Origin of the sequence: Spirosoma soli (genome assembly GCF_042684525.1) — a bacterium.
In the GTDB taxonomy this organism is placed as follows: Bacteria; Bacteroidota; Bacteroidia; order Cytophagales; family Spirosomataceae; genus Spirosoma; species Spirosoma soli.
The window spans coordinates 173,557-189,343 of the sequence record NZ_JBHULN010000003.1 but is presented as its reverse complement, the minus strand read 5'-3'; the positions used below and the strand labels follow the sequence as shown (position 1 = coordinate 189,343).

Annotated in this window: 14 protein-coding genes; 5 read left to right on the top strand and 9 right to left on the bottom strand. The window is 50.6% G+C overall.

Features of this window, described 5'->3' with window-relative positions; translation table 11 throughout:
• Window positions 1–181: 181 nt before the first annotated feature.
• Window positions 182–1,375 carry a S8 family peptidase gene (locus tag ACFSUS_RS06905; protein WP_381520953.1) on the bottom strand — a complete coding sequence of 398 codons (1,194 nt, stop codon included), beginning with the start codon at window positions 1,373–1,375 and terminating at the stop codon, window positions 182–184.
• 419 nt (window positions 1,376–1,794) lie between these two features.
• Between ACFSUS_RS06905 and leuS the strand changes: the two genes are divergently transcribed.
• The gene (leuS, locus tag ACFSUS_RS06900; protein ID WP_381520951.1) at window positions 1,795–4,677 is read left to right on the top strand and encodes a leucine--tRNA ligase; all 2,883 of its coding nucleotides are present in this window, start codon (window positions 1,795–1,797) and stop codon (window positions 4,675–4,677) included.
• A 65-nt stretch (window positions 4,678–4,742) separates the two neighbouring features.
• Here leuS and ACFSUS_RS06895 read toward each other — a convergent pair whose 3' ends face one another.
• Window positions 4,743–5,759 (bottom strand): LLM class flavin-dependent oxidoreductase, encoded by a 1,017-nt coding sequence (locus ACFSUS_RS06895; protein WP_381520950.1) that lies wholly within the window; start codon window positions 5,757–5,759, stop codon window positions 4,743–4,745.
• Window positions 5,760–5,877: 118 nt separating this feature from the next.
• Here ACFSUS_RS06895 and ACFSUS_RS06890 point away from each other — a divergent pair, with 118 nt between their 5' ends.
• On the top strand, window positions 5,878–6,735 hold the full coding sequence (locus ACFSUS_RS06890; protein WP_381520948.1) for a glycerophosphodiester phosphodiesterase family protein: 858 nt from the start codon (window positions 5,878–5,880) through the stop codon (window positions 6,733–6,735).
• Window positions 6,736–6,800: 65 nt separating this feature from the next.
• Here the strand turns inward: ACFSUS_RS06890 and ACFSUS_RS06885 are convergent, their stop codons facing one another.
• The 5 genes from ACFSUS_RS06885 to ACFSUS_RS06865 all read right to left on the bottom strand — a co-directional run bounded on the left by ACFSUS_RS06885 (window position 6,801) and on the right by ACFSUS_RS06865 (window position 11,568).
• Window positions 6,801–7,361, bottom strand: coding sequence for a type 1 glutamine amidotransferase domain-containing protein (locus ACFSUS_RS06885; RefSeq protein ID WP_381520946.1), 561 nt, complete (start codon window positions 7,359–7,361; stop codon window positions 6,801–6,803).
• Window positions 7,362–7,459: 98 nt separating this feature from the next.
• Window positions 7,460–8,104, bottom strand: coding sequence for an NAD(P)-dependent oxidoreductase (locus ACFSUS_RS06880; RefSeq protein WP_381520944.1), 645 nt, complete (start codon window positions 8,102–8,104; stop codon window positions 7,460–7,462).
• Window positions 8,105–8,165: 61 nt separating this feature from the next.
• Window positions 8,166–8,573: an RrF2 family transcriptional regulator gene (locus ACFSUS_RS06875; RefSeq protein ID WP_381520942.1), complete on the bottom strand. Its 408-nt coding sequence runs from the start codon at window positions 8,571–8,573 to the stop codon at window positions 8,166–8,168.
• A 285-nt stretch (window positions 8,574–8,858) separates the two neighbouring features.
• A complete protein-coding gene (locus ACFSUS_RS06870) occupies window positions 8,859–10,454 on the bottom strand; it encodes a carbon-nitrogen hydrolase family protein (protein WP_381520940.1) in 1,596 nt (531 codons plus the stop codon).
• 88 nt (window positions 10,455–10,542) lie between these two features.
• The gene (locus ACFSUS_RS06865; RefSeq protein ID WP_381520938.1) at window positions 10,543–11,568 is read right to left on the bottom strand and encodes a threonine aldolase family protein; all 1,026 of its coding nucleotides are present in this window, start codon (window positions 11,566–11,568) and stop codon (window positions 10,543–10,545) included.
• Window positions 11,569–11,847: 279 nt separating this feature from the next.
• On the opposite strand from ACFSUS_RS06865, the gene ACFSUS_RS06860 reads away from it, so the two are divergent.
• The 3 genes from ACFSUS_RS06860 to ACFSUS_RS06850 all read left to right on the top strand — a co-directional run bounded on the left by ACFSUS_RS06860 (window position 11,848) and on the right by ACFSUS_RS06850 (window position 14,231).
• Window positions 11,848–12,858 (top strand): OmpA family protein, encoded by a 1,011-nt coding sequence (locus tag ACFSUS_RS06860; protein WP_381520936.1) that lies wholly within the window; start codon window positions 11,848–11,850, stop codon window positions 12,856–12,858.
• Window positions 12,859–12,896: 38 nt separating this feature from the next.
• The gene (locus ACFSUS_RS06855; protein WP_381520934.1) at window positions 12,897–13,391 is read left to right on the top strand and encodes a hypothetical protein; all 495 of its coding nucleotides are present in this window, start codon (window positions 12,897–12,899) and stop codon (window positions 13,389–13,391) included.
• Window positions 13,392–13,490: 99 nt separating this feature from the next.
• On the top strand, window positions 13,491–14,231 hold the full coding sequence (locus ACFSUS_RS06850) for a hypothetical protein (protein ID WP_381520932.1): 741 nt from the start codon (window positions 13,491–13,493) through the stop codon (window positions 14,229–14,231).
• Between the two features lie 46 nt (window positions 14,232–14,277).
• On the opposite strand, the gene ACFSUS_RS06845 is transcribed toward ACFSUS_RS06850, so the two are convergent.
• Together ACFSUS_RS06845 and ACFSUS_RS06840 are read right to left on the bottom strand one after the other, a co-directional pair.
• Complete coding sequence (locus ACFSUS_RS06845; RefSeq protein WP_381520930.1) at window positions 14,278–15,009, bottom strand: endonuclease III domain-containing protein; 732 nt, start codon at window positions 15,007–15,009, stop codon at window positions 14,278–14,280.
• A 136-nt stretch (window positions 15,010–15,145) separates the two neighbouring features.
• On the bottom strand, window positions 15,146–15,721 hold the full coding sequence (locus ACFSUS_RS06840) for an ester cyclase (RefSeq protein WP_381520929.1): 576 nt from the start codon (window positions 15,719–15,721) through the stop codon (window positions 15,146–15,148).
• Window positions 15,722–15,787 lie beyond the last annotated feature (66 nt).

The window sequence follows — 15,787 nt, the reverse complement described above, 5'->3', positions numbered from 1 at the left end:
CCATAAACAACTCGTATTACACGCAGTGTTTCAGCCAGTAAGATACCCGATTACGTACCATCAAGCAACGCCGAAGGGGACAAAGCTCCGCCCAGGTTTGCCTGTGAATTACTGCCCAGACCAGATACGAGCGCTCGTTCAGCTTAGGCTAAAGCTACTACCTTGCTGCTAGAAACACAATCTACTCACCCGCCATGGGGTCGGGTTTACCATCGGGGTCGCCCGTTACTGAGCCACGCATTGGCAGCTTGTTGCCGCGAATGAGTAGCAGACCTGCTACGTGGGGGGCAGCCATGGATGTACCACTTAACGTAGCGTATCTGCCATCTTTGTAGGTAGACCGTATCCGTACACCATAGGCGCATACATCAACGCTGCTACCAAAATTGGAGAACGATGCAAACTGGTTATTCTGATCCATCGCCGATACCGTGAATACATTGGCGTGATTAACGCGCGAAGGCGAATAGTTATCCGCATCTTCGCCATCGTTACCGGCGGCAATGGCAAACAGGATACCGGCATTCGCTGCCCTCCGAATCGCACTCTCCAGCGTAGCTGATTGCCCTTCACCCCCTAAACTAAGGTTAACAACATCACCGGCGGTGCCGTTTTGAGCTACGTAGTTAACGGCTTGAATAATGCCCGACAACCGGCCTTCTCCTAACTGATTCAAAACCTTTAGGGCGACCAGCGTAGCGCCAGAAGCTATGCCCGTTACACCAATGTTGTTGTTCTTCGCCCCAATCACGCCCGCTACGTGCGTTCCATGACCGTTTTGGTCGTCAGCCGACGTAATACCACTTACAAAAGAGCGGCTACGATTCGTATCGACATTTAAGTCGGGGTGGTCGAGGTCGATACCGGTATCTACGATCCAGACCGTTTTAGTGGTTTGCACATCACCACGTCCGAAACCCGTTTGCTGAATATTCCACGAAAGCGTACTAGTCGTCTGCACATCGACACAGTTACAGATTGACATGATTCGGTCGGGTTCCACCATTTCCACAGTTGGATCTTGCCGAAGCAACTCCGATTCGCTGGTTGTCAGATGGGCAAGGAAACTGGCTTTTTCGCCAGCAGACAATAAACTTGCCTGTTTGTCGGTAACATGATAACGTGTTAGTAATTGCTCAACCGCAGTTTGTGCAGCGGCAGCGCGTGCGTTTGGGGCAGTAGGCAAAGATTGACTGGGCTGGTACGTGACAATGTACGAGCCAGCTATAACCTGACCATTGTTGGCTGAAGCTTTTACCAAACAATCGGCTGAGAAAGCGTCGGGTTCAACGTCGCGGTCTGATTGGCAACCGAGTAAGCTCAACCCAATAAGTGCGACGTTAGTGAGCGTCGCGAGGGTAAGAAAACGTCGCATGAATAAGTCTGAAATCAGGTGGAGAAACGGATAAAGTGCAAGCGTACAGTCAGATCATGCGGTAAACCTACTTCAGGTATAGTTGTAACTATATAACGCAAAAGGTCAGCCTAAGGTGTCGGTAGCAGCTACCTTTTTGATCCTATACGTGTTGCAACAACAAAATGTTGCAAGTCGGAAAGATATAAGGCGCTAGTGTTAGTGAAGTAAAATGAATAATAGCATAGCTGGAGGCAGCAATGGTTGACTCATTGTGCCAAAATACTGTGGATGAGCTGGTGTACTGTCGTAGCTTTCGGTAACCTGGCATTCTGCTTTGTTCAAATGAGAAAAAGTCTTGGTAAAGGGCTATTTTTGCAACACAAAATGGGTCTCCAGTCCGGAGATTCGCTTCTGCCGCTTCGACGGCCCGACTGAACATGGCTGACTACAACCACCGCGAAACCGAACAGAAATGGCAACGGTTTTGGGACGAACACCAAACGTACCGTACCGAGAATAAGTCTGAAAAACCAAAGTATTATGTGCTCGATATGTTTCCGTATCCATCGGGAGCGGGTCTGCACGTTGGACATCCATTAGGCTACATTGCATCCGACATTGTGGCGCGCTACAAACGGCTAAAAGGCTTCAACGTTCTGCATCCCATGGGATTCGATTCGTTTGGGTTGCCTGCTGAGCAGTACGCCATTCAAACCGGTCAGCACCCTGCGATAACGACCGAAGAGAACCTGACGCGGTATATTGAGCAACTGAAAAATATCGGCTTTAGCTATGATTGGAGTCGTGAGGTGCGTACGTCCGATCCGGCGTATTACAAATGGACGCAATGGATCTTCATGGAGTTGTTCCGCTCGTGGTATAACAAGGACACTGACCGGGCCGAACCCATTGAGACGCTATTAGACAAATTCGCGACAAACGGTACGACCGACGTTAATGCCGTCTGCGACGAGGACTCGCCGACGTTTACGGCTGCCGAGTGGAACGCCCTATCGAAGCGGGAAGCTTATGAGATCACCCTAAAGTATCGATTAACGTTCCTGGCCGATGCAGTCGTGAACTGGTGTTCGGCGCTAGGTACGGTGCTGGCTAACGACGAAGTAAAGGATGGCGTATCGGAGCGGGGTGGTTATCCCGTTGAGCAGAAGAAGATGCGCCAGTGGATGATGCGGATAACGGCTTACGCTGATCGTTTGCTGACCGGTCTGGATACGATAGATTGGACTGAATCGATCAAAGAACAGCAACGTAACTGGATTGGTAAAAGCGTTGGTGCCTCTGTGAAATTTCCGCTGGCTGCTAACGACAAACAGTTCATCGAAGTTTTCACGACGCGCGTCGATACGATTTACGGCGTTACGTTCATGGTGCTGGCTCCCGAACACGAACTGGTATCACAACTAACAACCCCTGAACAACAGGAAGCCGTTCAGGCGTATATCAACGCGGCTAAACTGCGTTCGGAGCGGGATCGTATGGCCGAAACAAAGGTGGTTTCGGGCGTATTTACGGGGAGCTACTGCGTTAATCCGTTCAACGGGGAGCAGGTACCGATCTGGCTGGCAGATTACGTGCTGGCTGGTTATGGCACCGGTGCCGTCATGGCCGTGCCGTCGGGTGACCAGCGCGACTGGACCTTCGCCAAGCATTTTAACCTGCCTATTGTGCCGATTCTTGACAGCCAGAAGGACATCGACACGCAGGCGGATAACACCAAGGAGGGCCACTACATTAATTCGGGTATCATCAATGGCATGACGTACCAACAGGCTACGCAGACGCTCATTGCCTGGCTGGAAGAGCGTGGTTTGGGTAAAGGAAAAGTTAACTTCCGGATGCGCGATGCGGTGTTTAGCCGCCAACGCTACTGGGGAGAACCGGTGCCTGTTTACTTTGAGAATGGCGGTTCGACGGGTCGACTTCCCTACTTGATTGACGAAAGCGATCTTCCCCTGGAGTTGCCATCCGTCGATAAGTATCTGCCAACCGAAACCGGTGAACCACCGTTAGGCCGTGCGGAAGGCTGGAAGTATTACCCCTCCGCCTTCGGCACCTCCCCTACGAGGGAAGGACAGGAGGGGTACGATTATGAACTGAGCACCATGCCTGGCTGGGCGGGGTCGTCGTGGTACTGGTACCGCTACATGGACCCGCAGAATCCCGACGCTTTTGCGTCAAAAGCAGCTATTGACTACTGGCAGAACGTAGACCTATACATTGGCGGCACTGAACACGCGACGGGCCACCTGTTGTATAGCCGCTTCTGGAACAAATTTCTGAAAGATCGTGGCTACGTGCCGCAGGAGGAACCGTTCAAAAAGCTCATCAATCAGGGAATGATTCAGGGCCGGTCTAATTTTGTGTATCGGTTAAAAGGAACTGGTGTCGAAGGAGCAACTCCTGTTTTTGTTTCACTGAATCAAGTCAGCGATCGGGATGTAACACCCCTGCACGTTGATGTCAATATTGTAGAAAACGATGTGCTCGACATTGAAGCGTTCAAAAAAGCGCGGCCTGATTTGACTGAAAACGCCGAGTTCATTCTAGAGCCGGACGGTCGTTACATCGTCGGGGCTGAGGTTGAAAAAATGTCTAAGTCGAAGTTCAACGTCGTTAATCCTGACATGATCGTTGAAAAGTACGGCGCTGACGTCTTGCGGCTGTACGAAATGTTCCTCGGACCGCTGGAGCAGGCGAAACCGTGGAATACCAACGGCATCGACGGAGTGTACCGATTCATTCGTAAGTTCTGGCGGTTGTTCTATAAAGACAATGCTGCCGGGGCATCGGATGCAGCCGAAAGCCAGTGGATCGTAACCGACGAAACCCCAACTCCCGCTGAACTGAAGGTATTACACCGAACGATTCAGAAGGCCGAAAGCGACATTGAAGCTTACTCGTTCAATACGTCGGTGAGTGCGTTTATGGTGTGCGTCAACGAACTGACAGCGCTGAACTGCCACAAGCGGGTGGTATTGCAGGATCTGGTGTTGCTGTTGTCGCCTTACGCTCCGCACGTTACCGAAGAGCTTTGGGCAGCTTTGGGCAATGAGCCCGGTACCGTATCGAAAGCTCAATTTCCAACTTTTAATCCGGCTTACCTGATTGAAGACGCGTTTGAGTACCCGATTCAGATCAACGGAAAGGTTCGTACCACGATTAGCTTTGCCATCGATCGCGCACCAACCGAAATAGAAAAAGAAGTGCTGGCCGACGAAATTGTGCAAAAATGGTTGGAAGGCAAATCGCCCAAGAAGGTGGTTGTAGTGCCGAAGCGTATCGTGAACGTAGTGGTCTAATTAGCTACTCAACAGCAAGCCCTTCAAGCACATGTTTGTAATGTGCTTGAAGGGCTTTCGTATGCTTAGTGTAATTCGGCTACTGCCTCCTGCTCCACCAAGGCCGCACGAACCTGTGCGGCAATCTCAATGGAGTGCACTCGTGCCTGATGATCGTAAATAGGGGCCGTCATGATTAGCTCATCGGCTTGTGTTTGGGTAATCAGGTTAGCCAGCCCTCGTTGCACCGTTTTGGGAGACCCCACGGCCGAGCAGCCCAGCACCTGTTCAATACCGGCTAATTCATAGTCTGGCCAAAGTGCGGCCAAATCATCGACTGGTGGTTGCATTTGTACGGACCTACCCCGACGAATATTCAGGAATTGCTGCTGAACAGAGGTAAATAATCGCTCAGCTTCCTGGTCTGTATCGGCGGCTACAACGTTGACCGCTACCATCGCGTACGGGGCTGCTAATTGCGCTGACGGCTTGAAATGCGTGCGGTACACGTGCAAGGCACGCATCAGCTCGGCTGGAGCAAAGTGGGAAGCAAATGCGTAGGGTAGCCCAAGCATGGCCGCTAACTGCGCCCCATACAGGCTAGACCCTAAAATCCAGATTGGAACGTTCAGGCCCTCACCCGGTATGGCGTGTACAAACTGGTTCGTGTCGTCGGGTTGAAAATACCGTTGCAACTCAACAACATCGTGCGGAAACGTATCGTGGACATTGCCATCCCGTCGTAAGGCGCGCGAGGTCGCCTGGTCAGAACCCGGAGCGCGGCCCACGCCTAAATCGATCCGCCCTGGATAAAGCGATTCTAATGTACCGAACTGCTCCGCGATTACCAACGGCGAATGATTTGGGAGCATGATGCCGCCAGAGCCCACCCGAATGGTTCTCGTGCCGCCAGCCACGTGACCGATCACCACCGATGTGGCTGCACTGGCGATGCCCGGCATATTGTGGTGTTCGGCCAACCAATATCGATTATATCCCCATTGCTCGGCATGTTGGGCCAGGTCGAGCGAGTTTCGCAGGGCCTGCGCTGGTGTGTTACCCGCAACGATGGGGGAGAGATCCAGAATTGAAAAGGAAATCATACGTATTCAATCTTTTAAATGTAACGATGCCACTTCGCAATTCATTCCCGCTGCAATGGCAACGCAGCTATGATTCCTGATACAGTCATTCTACTTTTGCGGCATATTCATCAATCACATGAACATTCGAATTATATTGATCAGTGTGGCCGTCGGTTTGGCGGCTTGCTCGCCAAAAACGTATACCAAGGTAAAATCAGGTGGCGCCTATGAATTCTTCTCGTATAAGCCCAACCAGATCGCTAAGATCTCGGCGCACCGGGGTGGGGGCGACCTGAAAGGCTATCCCGAAAATTGCATTGAATCGTTCCAATACCTGGCCAAGCAGTTGCCTGTTATCATTGAATGCGATATCGACTTGACAAAGGATAGTGTCATGGTGATGATGCACGACGCAACCCTCGACCGCACCACTACTGGCACTGGCAAACTAATCGACAAAACCTACACCGAGTTGGCTTCCTACCGGCTGGAAGACAACATGGGGAACGTAACGCCTTATAAGATTCCGACGCTGGAAGATGTGTTGCGTTGGGGCAAGGATAAGGTTACGTTCACCCTCGACGTTAAGCGTAACGTATCGTTCGCTAAAGTCGTGGACATGATTCATAAAACTGGGGCTGGCGATTATGTAGCCGTGATTACCTACAATGCGCAGGATGCGGCTAAGCTCCACCAGCTCGACCCGAACCTGATGATTTCGGTCACCATTCGTAACCGCGCTGAATATGACCGATTACGTGAGTTAGGCGTACCAGATAATCGAATGGTTGCTTTTGTTGGCGTTAAAGAACCCGACAAGGAATTGTACCAGTTTCTGCACGAAAAAGGGATTGCCTGTATCTTAGGTACGCTCGGCAATCTCGATAAGCAAGCAGCGGCTAAAGGTGATCAGGTGTACAAGCAGTTTGCTCAGAACGGTGCCGATATCATGTCGACCGACCGGCCATTAGAAATCTGGAGGGTAGTGAAGTGATACCCCTTCCAACTAGTTATAATACAACAGACCCAGCCAAATGGCTGGGTCTGTTGTGTAAATAATTATACCTGCTGCCCAACGTGCACACCTTCCTTAATTAGTTTAATCAGCTCCTGATTGAAGGCCGGAATGTCGTCGGGGGTGCGGCTGGTAACGAGGTTGCCGTCTACCACAACTTCTTCATCGACCCACTCGGCTCCAGCGTTGCGTAGGTCGGTTTGGAGCGATGGATAGGACGTAACTTTCCGACCTTCCACAACATCGGCTTCAATTAGCATCATTGGCGCGTGACAAATGGCCGCCACTGGTTTGTCGCTCTCAAAGAACGCTTCCACAAAGGCAACTGCATTCTTATCCATGCGCAGTTGATCCGGGTTCATCACGCCACCGGGTAACAACAAAGCATCGTAGTCGTTGGGGGAGGCTTCGTTCAAGGCTTTGTGCGCTTTAAAGATGTCGCCCCAGTCGGTTTCGTTCCAGGCTTTTACGTCTCCACCTTCTGGGGTGATTAAGTCCGTTTGAAAGCCTTCGGCTTCGAGGGCTTTGCGTGGTTCCGTCATCTCGACTTGCTCAAAGCCTTCTGTAAGCAGGATCGCTATCGTCTTCTGCACTTGATTTTCCATAATTTGTTGAGTGGTTCTGTCGCATTACATTAACCACGCCTAGCATGAAAAGTTAAGCAGAAAGCCTGTTTTTAGCCAGATGCAGCCAGCAAACTCGTTTAATAACCAACCGTGAACCGTTGCCGGATAAACTGAGGATTTTCGACTTCATTCAACAAGGCCACGGCCAGATCGTCGACCGAAATCGCGCATTCGCCCCGTTCATTAAAAACGGGCTGGTCGGTACCTACCCGGAAAACCCCAGTCCGTTCGCCAGGTTGCAGCAGGATAGCCGGACTTAAAAAAGTCCAGTCAAGCTCCTGATTCTGACGTAGCAGGTTCAAATAATCGCGGGCGGCTGTGGCCCCGGCTTTCCATTCTGCGGGAAATTGGGGCGTATCGACTAATTGCACACCAGGCGCTACTTCCAGGCTACCTGCTCCGCCCACAACCAGTAACCGCTGCACGCCCGCTTGCTGAGTGGCTTTTTCAATATGTTGCGAAGCTTTTATGAAGTCGTCGTACAGATTTGGATTGTCCCAGCCAGCGTTGTATGCACTCAGCACCGCATCGTGACCCGATAAGGCGGCTGTCAAGGCTGCTTCATCGAATACATCGATTGCTGTAACCGTCAGCTTTGGGTGACTAATCGTAATCTTGTCCGGATTGCGGACGATGGCCGTTACCTCATGACCACGCTTCAGGGCTTCCGTGAGTAATTTTGTGCCTACAAATCCAGAGGCTCCTACAATGGCTACGTTCATAGTTGTGTTTGGTTTATGTAAAAAATTGTAATAAAATTTGTTACAGTTTTAGGTAAAAAAATTAGGTAAACTTCTGGCTAAAATCTTCCAGGGTAGTAGCGCCCAATTTTTGAATCAGAGCATCTTCTACCTCACTATATAGCGTGTTGAGGTGCTGATTAATTTGCTTACCAACAGCGCAGTTGGGATTCGGATTGTTTTTGGCTGCACCCAAAAAAGCGCCCTGCCGGGTTGCTTCAAAAACAGCCGACAAACTAATCTGTGAAGCGGGTTTGGCAAGCATACTACCGCCGTTTTTGCCTTCCCGGCTGATGACCAAACCGTGCTTACGAAGGTTACTGATTTCTTTCCGAACCAGAACGGGGTTGATGTTGATACTACCAGCAATGACATCAGACGTCAACCACTCACTGCTGAGCTTGTCCAGCAGGGTCAGAATATGGAGTGATATGGTAAATCGGCCGTTCATTACTGTAATTTTTAATATTACAGTATAATGAGAGTATAAGTTCAACAGGTAAACAAAAAACCGAAAAATCTTTGGGTTTGCCTGTTCTGCCGTTTATTATAGCTACTTCTAATTAATTGCTGTTCAATCCACGATTAGGTAATCAATCGGGACTATTGACGGTACTTTCTGGAGTCTGTCGACCTATATGGACATAGCAGCCCCGGCTGACACTAAATGGATGAATACCTGTTTAGTGTCAGCCGGGGCTGTCATTCTGTAATATGTCTGTGAAAAAGCCTGAGATTATGAGACAACAATCAGCGGAGCTACTTCTTCCGGATCATTGTCGGCAGAATCTTTCTTCTTTTTAAATGCTTTTCTGGCCGCTTTCTTTAAGGTAACGTCGTACAAATCGGTCCGGCGGTCTTTCATCACCTGTACGGAACCGTGCTCGTGCAGTTCTTTCAGGAGACTCAAGTCTACGTCGGCAATCAACACCATTTCTGTATTCGGCGTCGATTCCGCTTTCACGGCATTGGTTGGGAACTGGAAGTCAGAAGGCGTAAACACGGCCGATTGCGCAAAGTTAATGTCCATGTTATGCACCTTCGGCAGGTTACCAACGCAACCGGCAATGGCCACGTAACACTCGTTTTCAATGGCGCGGGCCTGAGCACAATGCCGCACGCGTGAGTAGCCGTTCTGCGTATCGGTCAGGAAAGGCACAAACAAAATCTGCATACCCTGCTGCGCCAGAATCCGGCTTACTTCAGGAAACTCAACGTCATAACAGATCAACATGCCGATCTTACCACAATCGGTGTCGAAGGCCCGAATCTCGTTGCCACCAACCATCCCGTAATGCCGTACTTCGTTGGGGGTAATGTGAATCTTGCGGAATTCTTCGTACGAACCATCGCGCCGACACAGGTAAGCTACGTTATATAGCTTGCCATCTTCGTCGACTAAAGGCATAGAACCACCCACAATGTTCACGTTATACGAAATAGCCAGTTCGCACAGCTTGTCACGTACGGGTACTGTGAAGTCGGCTAATTTTCGAATCGCTACCGGCTCGGGTAAATCGTTGAAATCGGCCATCAGGGGCGTATTGAAAAACTCCGGTAACACCATGAAATCGGCCCGATAATCGCTTACGGCGTTCACAAAGAACTCAACCTGATCCAGAAACGACGCCAAATTCTTAAAAAGTCGCATCTGCCACTGAATCACGCCCAGCCGAATAATGGAGTCGGTATGCGGTTTCTTATCTTTTTCAACGACGTAATAGATGTTGATCCACTCCAGAAGTGTTGCGTACTCTTTGGATTCCGTATCGCCCGGCAGATAGCCCCGCAGGACTTTCCGAACGTGGAAATCGTTGGAAAGCTGGAAGGTTAGCGTAGGGTCATAAATCTCTTTTTGTTTCACCTTCGTGATGTACTCGCGGGGCGTCAGCTCGTCGGCGTATTTGTTGTAGTTTGGAATGCGTCCTCCGGCCAGAATGCCTTTTAGGTTCAATTGTTCGCACAATTCCTTACGGGCATCGTAGAGCCGCCGACCAAGCCGAAGATCGCGGTAGTCGGGGTGGACAAACACTTCAATACCGTAGAGGTAATCGCCTTCGTCGTTGTGCGTTCGGAAGCTGTAATTACCCGTAATCTCCTCGTAGGTGTGGTTATCGCCAAAGTCGCTGTACTTAATGCGAATAGCGAGTGCACTGGCCACGACTTTACCGTCGACCTCCACGCAGAACTGACCCTCCGGAAATATATTGAGCAGTTTGGAGATAGAGCTTTTAGGCCAGTAATCTCCTCCAATGCCACTATAAACCTCAATCATGGTCTCTTTCAGATCATGATAATCTTCTTTCTGTAAGTTTCTAACTTGTATATGCATGTCAAATAATCTTGAACCAGGATTTTAACCAGATTTAAAGAATGTAAAGATTTGTTTTCGACAAGTCCTGGCAATCCTTTAAATCTGGTTAAAATTCTGGTTCGGATAGTCGATTTTCTAGTTCTGCTATCATCTCATCCGTTAAATCCAGGTGGGTCACAAAGCGCACTAAGTGCTTGCCAAATGGAACGGCGCGAATACCTTTAGCCTCTAATTGAGCAACGTAATCGATGGCTAAGAGGTTTGTTTGGAGCTTGAAAATCACAATATTCGTGTCAATCGGCAGAATCTCTTCTACTTCGGGTAGTTGTTCAAGCATGGTTCCTATTCGGCGGGCCCGGCTGTGATCAATTTTGAGCCGATCAACATGGTGATCTAAGGCGTAGATACCCGCGGCTGCCAGAAAACCCGCCTGGCGCCAGCCGCCCCCCATAAGCTTACGGTAGCGCCGGGCCTGCTTAATAAAATCGGCTTTTCCCAACAAGAGAGAGCCGACTGGACAACCTAATCCTTTCGACAAGCAAATGCTAATGGAATCGAAGAGTTGCCCATACGATTCCGTCGGTTCCCCCGTCTCGACAAGCGCGTTAAACAGTCGGGCACCGTCCAGGTGCAGTATCAGACCTTGTTCATCACATACCTGTCGGATGGCCGCAATTTCGGGTACAGTGTAAAAACAACCTCCTCCTTTATTTATCGTGTTTTCGAGCACGACCAGACGAGATAGCGGTTTGTGGGGGTCGGCAGGACTGTAGATATAATCGCGGATGAGGTCAGGTGTGAGCTTGCCGCGTTCGCCATGAGCGAGGCTAACGGAAGCTAATGCGTTCACGGAAATGCCCCCGCCTTCGTACTGATACACGTGTGATAGGTAATCGCAGATAACGTCGTCGCCGGGACGGCAGTGGGTTCGGATGGCCAGTTGGTTGGTCATCGTCCCCGAGGCACAAAACAGCGCGGCTTCCATATTAAACATGGCGGCTGCTTTGGCTTCCAGTTCATTCACCGTTGGGTCGTCGCCCAGCACATCATCGCCAAGTTTCGCATTAAACATAGCCTCGCGCATGGCGGGCGTGGGTTGAGTGACGGTGTCACTACGAAGGTCAATTACCATACAAAAAGACAGGCAAGGTTTGAGCAGGCCTGCAAAATCTACGTTCAGGTTCTATTCAGACGCAAGTTAGCGACATCCGACGTCTTATGGTCTGACGGTCATGAGTTTCTGCAAAGGTTTTCCCCACCCGGCCAACTAGCGTTCAGGGCAGTTTTGATAGGAAATTGTCAAAATTGTTGACACTGTTGCATTTATACCGCTTACTTGTATTTTTGAATCACCTTTTAGTTGCCATTTACTCCGGAAAGCAGCTTAAAAGAACGGCTTAAACCCTATTTTATGTTTGCGAGCAAAACCCCCTGGATCGTTCTGTTGATGTTATGGATGATCGGTTCTACGTGGTGGCATGTCTGCAAAATCAAGCAGCTATGTGTCGAAGGAAAGCAATCGCCTGACGTTACAACGGAAGCTACTGTACCCGAAACACCACCGGGCGCGGATGGCTATACAATTGCCGACGGGACCAATTTTCGGCTTGACTTGCCGGGTAACTTCAGCTTTGCTAAATCGGGGGCCAATGCCAACATGAACACGCTTGGAGGCTCGCTACAGCCAATGATTACGTATCTCAAAGCGAATCCCGGCCGAACGCTGGACATCATTGGCTATTACACACCCGCCGAAACCAATGCAACTTCTTTTCCGGATTTAGGAGAGGCCCGGGCCGAAGGAATTAAGCAATACCTGGTGCAACAGGGTATTCCGGCGTCGTCAATAACAATTAAAGGAAAGCAACGAAGTCTGCCGGTCAAATCCCAAAGCGATTCGCTCTATGGCGGCATTGATTTTGCGTTTTCCGGAACGGTAGAAGATTCTGCACCAGCGGATACTGTGTTAACGGACCTTAGCACTACCACAACTGTGGCCCCCGCAAATGCCGCACCGGAGGAGTTGACGTTAACGCCCGGCATAACGGAAGAGGGACTGGCAGCGGCCGAAAAATTTACGTCGGTCTTTGAGCCAATTGATTTATATTTCCCGCTGGCCGAAGCTAATTACATCAAAACGCCTGACACCCAGAAATTCTTCGAAGAGGCTATTAAGTACCTCGCCGATCACAAAGACAAGAAGCTGTTGCTGACGGGCTATACGGATAACTCCGGCCCCGACGATGTAAACCTGAGGCTTTCGCGCGATCGGGCGAATCAGGTTAAAGCAAGGTTGCGCAAGTCCGGCATTGATTCCGACCAGATTACCGTTGAGGCTAAAGGCGAAGCTGATCCTAAAGCCTCTAACGATACGCGGGAAGGGCGCAAAGCCAACCGGCGGGTCACGGTTGTTGTTCAGTAAGGCGTTTTTAAAGCATTTACCCTAAAGCGAGCATTCATATGTTTGACATGAATCCCCTTAACCTGCCCGACGCTCAGCTCCAGCAGTTAATCATGCTGTTTGTGGCCGGAGCGTTGGGTTTCATTATCGGTTACCTGTCCCGCCAGAGCGATATACGTCATCTGGAAGGTGATCTGGCAAGCACCGAGCGCGAGCTTGACGATTGCCATCGAGTGCCTAAGCCTTCTGTTGTTGGTGCCAGCAACGAAGAGGCTATTGTGCTAAACCGCATTCGGAGCCGCGCCAAAGAAATTGATTTTAGTCGCATTGGCTACGCATCGGCTACCGAGGCCGATGACCTGAAAGTCATCGTTGGCATCGGACCGTTTCTGGAAAAGAAGCTCCATGCCGCTGGTATTTATACGTTTCAACAAATAGCTAACCTGAATCGGGATGACGTCGACAAGGTGAATGATGTTATTGAGTTCTTTCCGGGCCGGATTCACCGCGACGATTGGGTAGGGCAGGCGGCCCGGTTAGCAAAACAGCAATAAAGGCAGCGTATTCGGCCCAAACGGCGGCTTAGCGGAGCGATCCTGATCGACCGTTAACGGAGAGCCCTAAGCCTAAAACCCATAAACCTCAAACCAAGTATGTTCGGATTAGATCCTTTTAGTCGGCCGGTGGCCATTGGTGAGATCGTATTACTGTTGTCATTAGCCGCCTTCGTTGGCTGGTTATTGGGCCGCCTTGTGCTGGCTGGTCGCATTAGGTCGCTACGTGCGTCGATTGCTAATAAAGAAGCAGAACTAACCGAGTGTCGTCGGTCTAAGACGATCGGTATAGTTAATGAGACAGGAGGAGCAGATACGTCCCGGCCTGAGCCCGTAACAGAATTGACTTCTGCCTACGTAACGGCTGACCCGTTACAACCCGCCTTAGCTCATGATGATACTCCTCAATTGATAACAGAAGAGCTATCCGAGAAGCAATCTGTACCTGTTGAGATTCCGCCCATGGCAGCACCCATTCCTGAAGCGCCTACTGTATTTATGCCCTCAACCATCGCCGGAGGGACCTCCGTTGGGAACTCAGAAGCTGCGGTGTTGAGTCGCATTGCCGCTCGCGTCGGTGAGCTTAATTTCGACCGTATTGGTCGGGCCACAGCGGCCGAAGCGGATGATTTAAAGGATATTATCGGTATTGGTCCGTTCCTGGAACGCAAGCTACACAGCCTGGGTATCTTTACTTATCGGCAGATCGCCAACTTCACGAAAGAAGACGTCAACAAGGTGAATGAAATTATTGAGTTCTTTCCCGGCCGCATCGAACGGGATAACTGGGTTGAGCAGTCAAAAGCCTTTCACGAGCGGAAATATGGCGCCAGGAATTAATGTGTTGTTGAAACGTCGGCAGCACAAGCCAGAATCCCCAGCAAGGTTATGATGCTTTGTTGGGGATTTTCTTTTTAGGGGTACTGCTCAGGGTAGTTGTTCCACCTGATTGATAATAATCACACGTATCACGTAAAACACATTCGCCACACTTGGGTGAATACCAGGTGCAGATGCGCTGCCCGTGCCAGTAGAAATGCTTGTGAAAGTTGAACAGCACCGCAGCATCATGCGGCAGGTAGGACAGCAGCAGCGCATGTGCTTTTTCGGCGCTTACTTTAGGGCCAATCACGCCAATTCGTTGCGTAACCCGGTGCACGTGCGTATCCACGGGCAACACTGGTTTCTGAAAGTTGAAAAGCAACAGGAGCGTAGCTGTTTTTAAGCCAATGCCCGGCAGATCGGTAAGCCATTTCATAGCTTCTTCGGTAGAGAGGTCACGCAGGAAATCAATGTTCGCGGAGCCAGTTTCCCGGATGAGGTGCGTCAACAGATTCTGGATATAGGGTGCTTTAACTTCGGGATAGTTGGCCGTTTTGATCGCATCGATCAGGTCGGAGAGGGGCGCATCACGGACCTGTTCCCAGGTCGGAAAACGCTCACGCATGGTTCGGTACGCTGTTACTTCGTTGGCGTGGGTCGTACGGTGCGATAGAATCGTGCCAATCAACTCATGCATGGGATCCGCCCGACCGTAGATGGCCTGAAGTCCGTACAGATCGTTAAGCCGCTGATGGGCCTCAAGGGTTTTGGCCGCGAGGTCAAGAGTAGGGTGCATATAAAAACAGGAACGTTGAGCGTCCCTGTTGAACCGACCATTCCGAAGATTGTTTTGTGCGTACCTCTTGTAACTCCGATAGGTTGATGAATGATTTGAACAGGCAGGCCAGACGCCTGGCCTGCCTGTAATAGAACTAGCGTCTTACTGGACGACCAGCCGCTTCGATAAATGGGGCCGGTAAACCCTGAATACCCAGCTGAACGAGGCACCGCGGCCAGTCGAACTGATCCCAGTGTTCATAAAGCTGACCGTTTCGAATTGTCCAGATGTCAATTACATCAAATTCTAACCGCTGGCCTGACGGGGCCGCTCCCAGAAAAGGAGCCCCTGTTACGTTACCGGTGATGGTCCAGCGCACCACCACCCGATCTTCGGTGGCAAATACTTCCCGAATGACGGCGTTCAGGTTGGGAATCGCTTTGTAAAACTCCTCCACGAAGCCAATCAGTCCATCACGTCCCGGAGGAGCAATGGCGTTGTACTGCTGATAATCCGGCGAGACAACCCGCGTGAAACCGGCTGCCCGGGCCGCGGGCGTATCGGCATTGAGGCCCTCTTCGAAGAAAGCGCGGCCCAGAGCCGCGTTGGCCTCTACTGTATCCGAAGCCGCAGGTTTCACGTCCTCGTCGTCTTTGTCGCAGGCGGTAGTTGTCGCCAGCAGGGTAATGGCCAGAACGGCAGTTCGTAGCATGAATGGGAAAGATGGCATGATTATGTTGATTATGAGTTTGTTGGCGAAGTGGCGCAGCGCGCCCGGCGCGCTGCGCTGATTGAC

What these genes read in the sequence shown, in the direction of transcription:
- ACFSUS_RS06905 (WP_381520953.1), bottom strand. Translation starts at nt 1,375, where the DNA reads ATGCGACGTTTTCTTACCCTCGCGACGCTCACTAACGTCGCACTTATT.
- leuS (WP_381520951.1), top strand. Translation starts at nt 1,795, where the DNA reads ATGGCTGACTACAACCACCGCGAAACCGAACAGAAATGGCAACGGTTT.
- ACFSUS_RS06895 (WP_381520950.1), bottom strand. Translation starts at nt 5,759, where the DNA reads ATGATTTCCTTTTCAATTCTGGATCTCTCCCCCATCGTTGCGGGTAAC.
- ACFSUS_RS06890 (WP_381520948.1), top strand. Translation starts at nt 5,878, where the DNA reads ATGAACATTCGAATTATATTGATCAGTGTGGCCGTCGGTTTGGCGGCT.
- ACFSUS_RS06885 (WP_381520946.1), bottom strand. Translation starts at nt 7,361, where the DNA reads ATGGAAAATCAAGTGCAGAAGACGATAGCGATCCTGCTTACAGAAGGC.
- ACFSUS_RS06880 (WP_381520944.1), bottom strand. Translation starts at nt 8,104, where the DNA reads ATGAACGTAGCCATTGTAGGAGCCTCTGGATTTGTAGGCACAAAATTA.
- ACFSUS_RS06875 (WP_381520942.1), bottom strand. Translation starts at nt 8,573, where the DNA reads ATGAACGGCCGATTTACCATATCACTCCATATTCTGACCCTGCTGGAC.
- ACFSUS_RS06870 (WP_381520940.1), bottom strand. Translation starts at nt 10,454, where the DNA reads ATGCATATACAAGTTAGAAACTTACAGAAAGAAGATTATCATGATCTG.
- ACFSUS_RS06865 (WP_381520938.1), bottom strand. Translation starts at nt 11,568, where the DNA reads ATGGTAATTGACCTTCGTAGTGACACCGTCACTCAACCCACGCCCGCC.
- ACFSUS_RS06860 (WP_381520936.1), top strand. Translation starts at nt 11,848, where the DNA reads ATGTTTGCGAGCAAAACCCCCTGGATCGTTCTGTTGATGTTATGGATG.
- ACFSUS_RS06855 (WP_381520934.1), top strand. Translation starts at nt 12,897, where the DNA reads ATGTTTGACATGAATCCCCTTAACCTGCCCGACGCTCAGCTCCAGCAG.
- ACFSUS_RS06850 (WP_381520932.1), top strand. Translation starts at nt 13,491, where the DNA reads ATGTTCGGATTAGATCCTTTTAGTCGGCCGGTGGCCATTGGTGAGATC.
- ACFSUS_RS06845 (WP_381520930.1), bottom strand. Translation starts at nt 15,009, where the DNA reads ATGCACCCTACTCTTGACCTCGCGGCCAAAACCCTTGAGGCCCATCAG.
- ACFSUS_RS06840 (WP_381520929.1), bottom strand. Translation starts at nt 15,721, where the DNA reads ATGCCATCTTTCCCATTCATGCTACGAACTGCCGTTCTGGCCATTACC.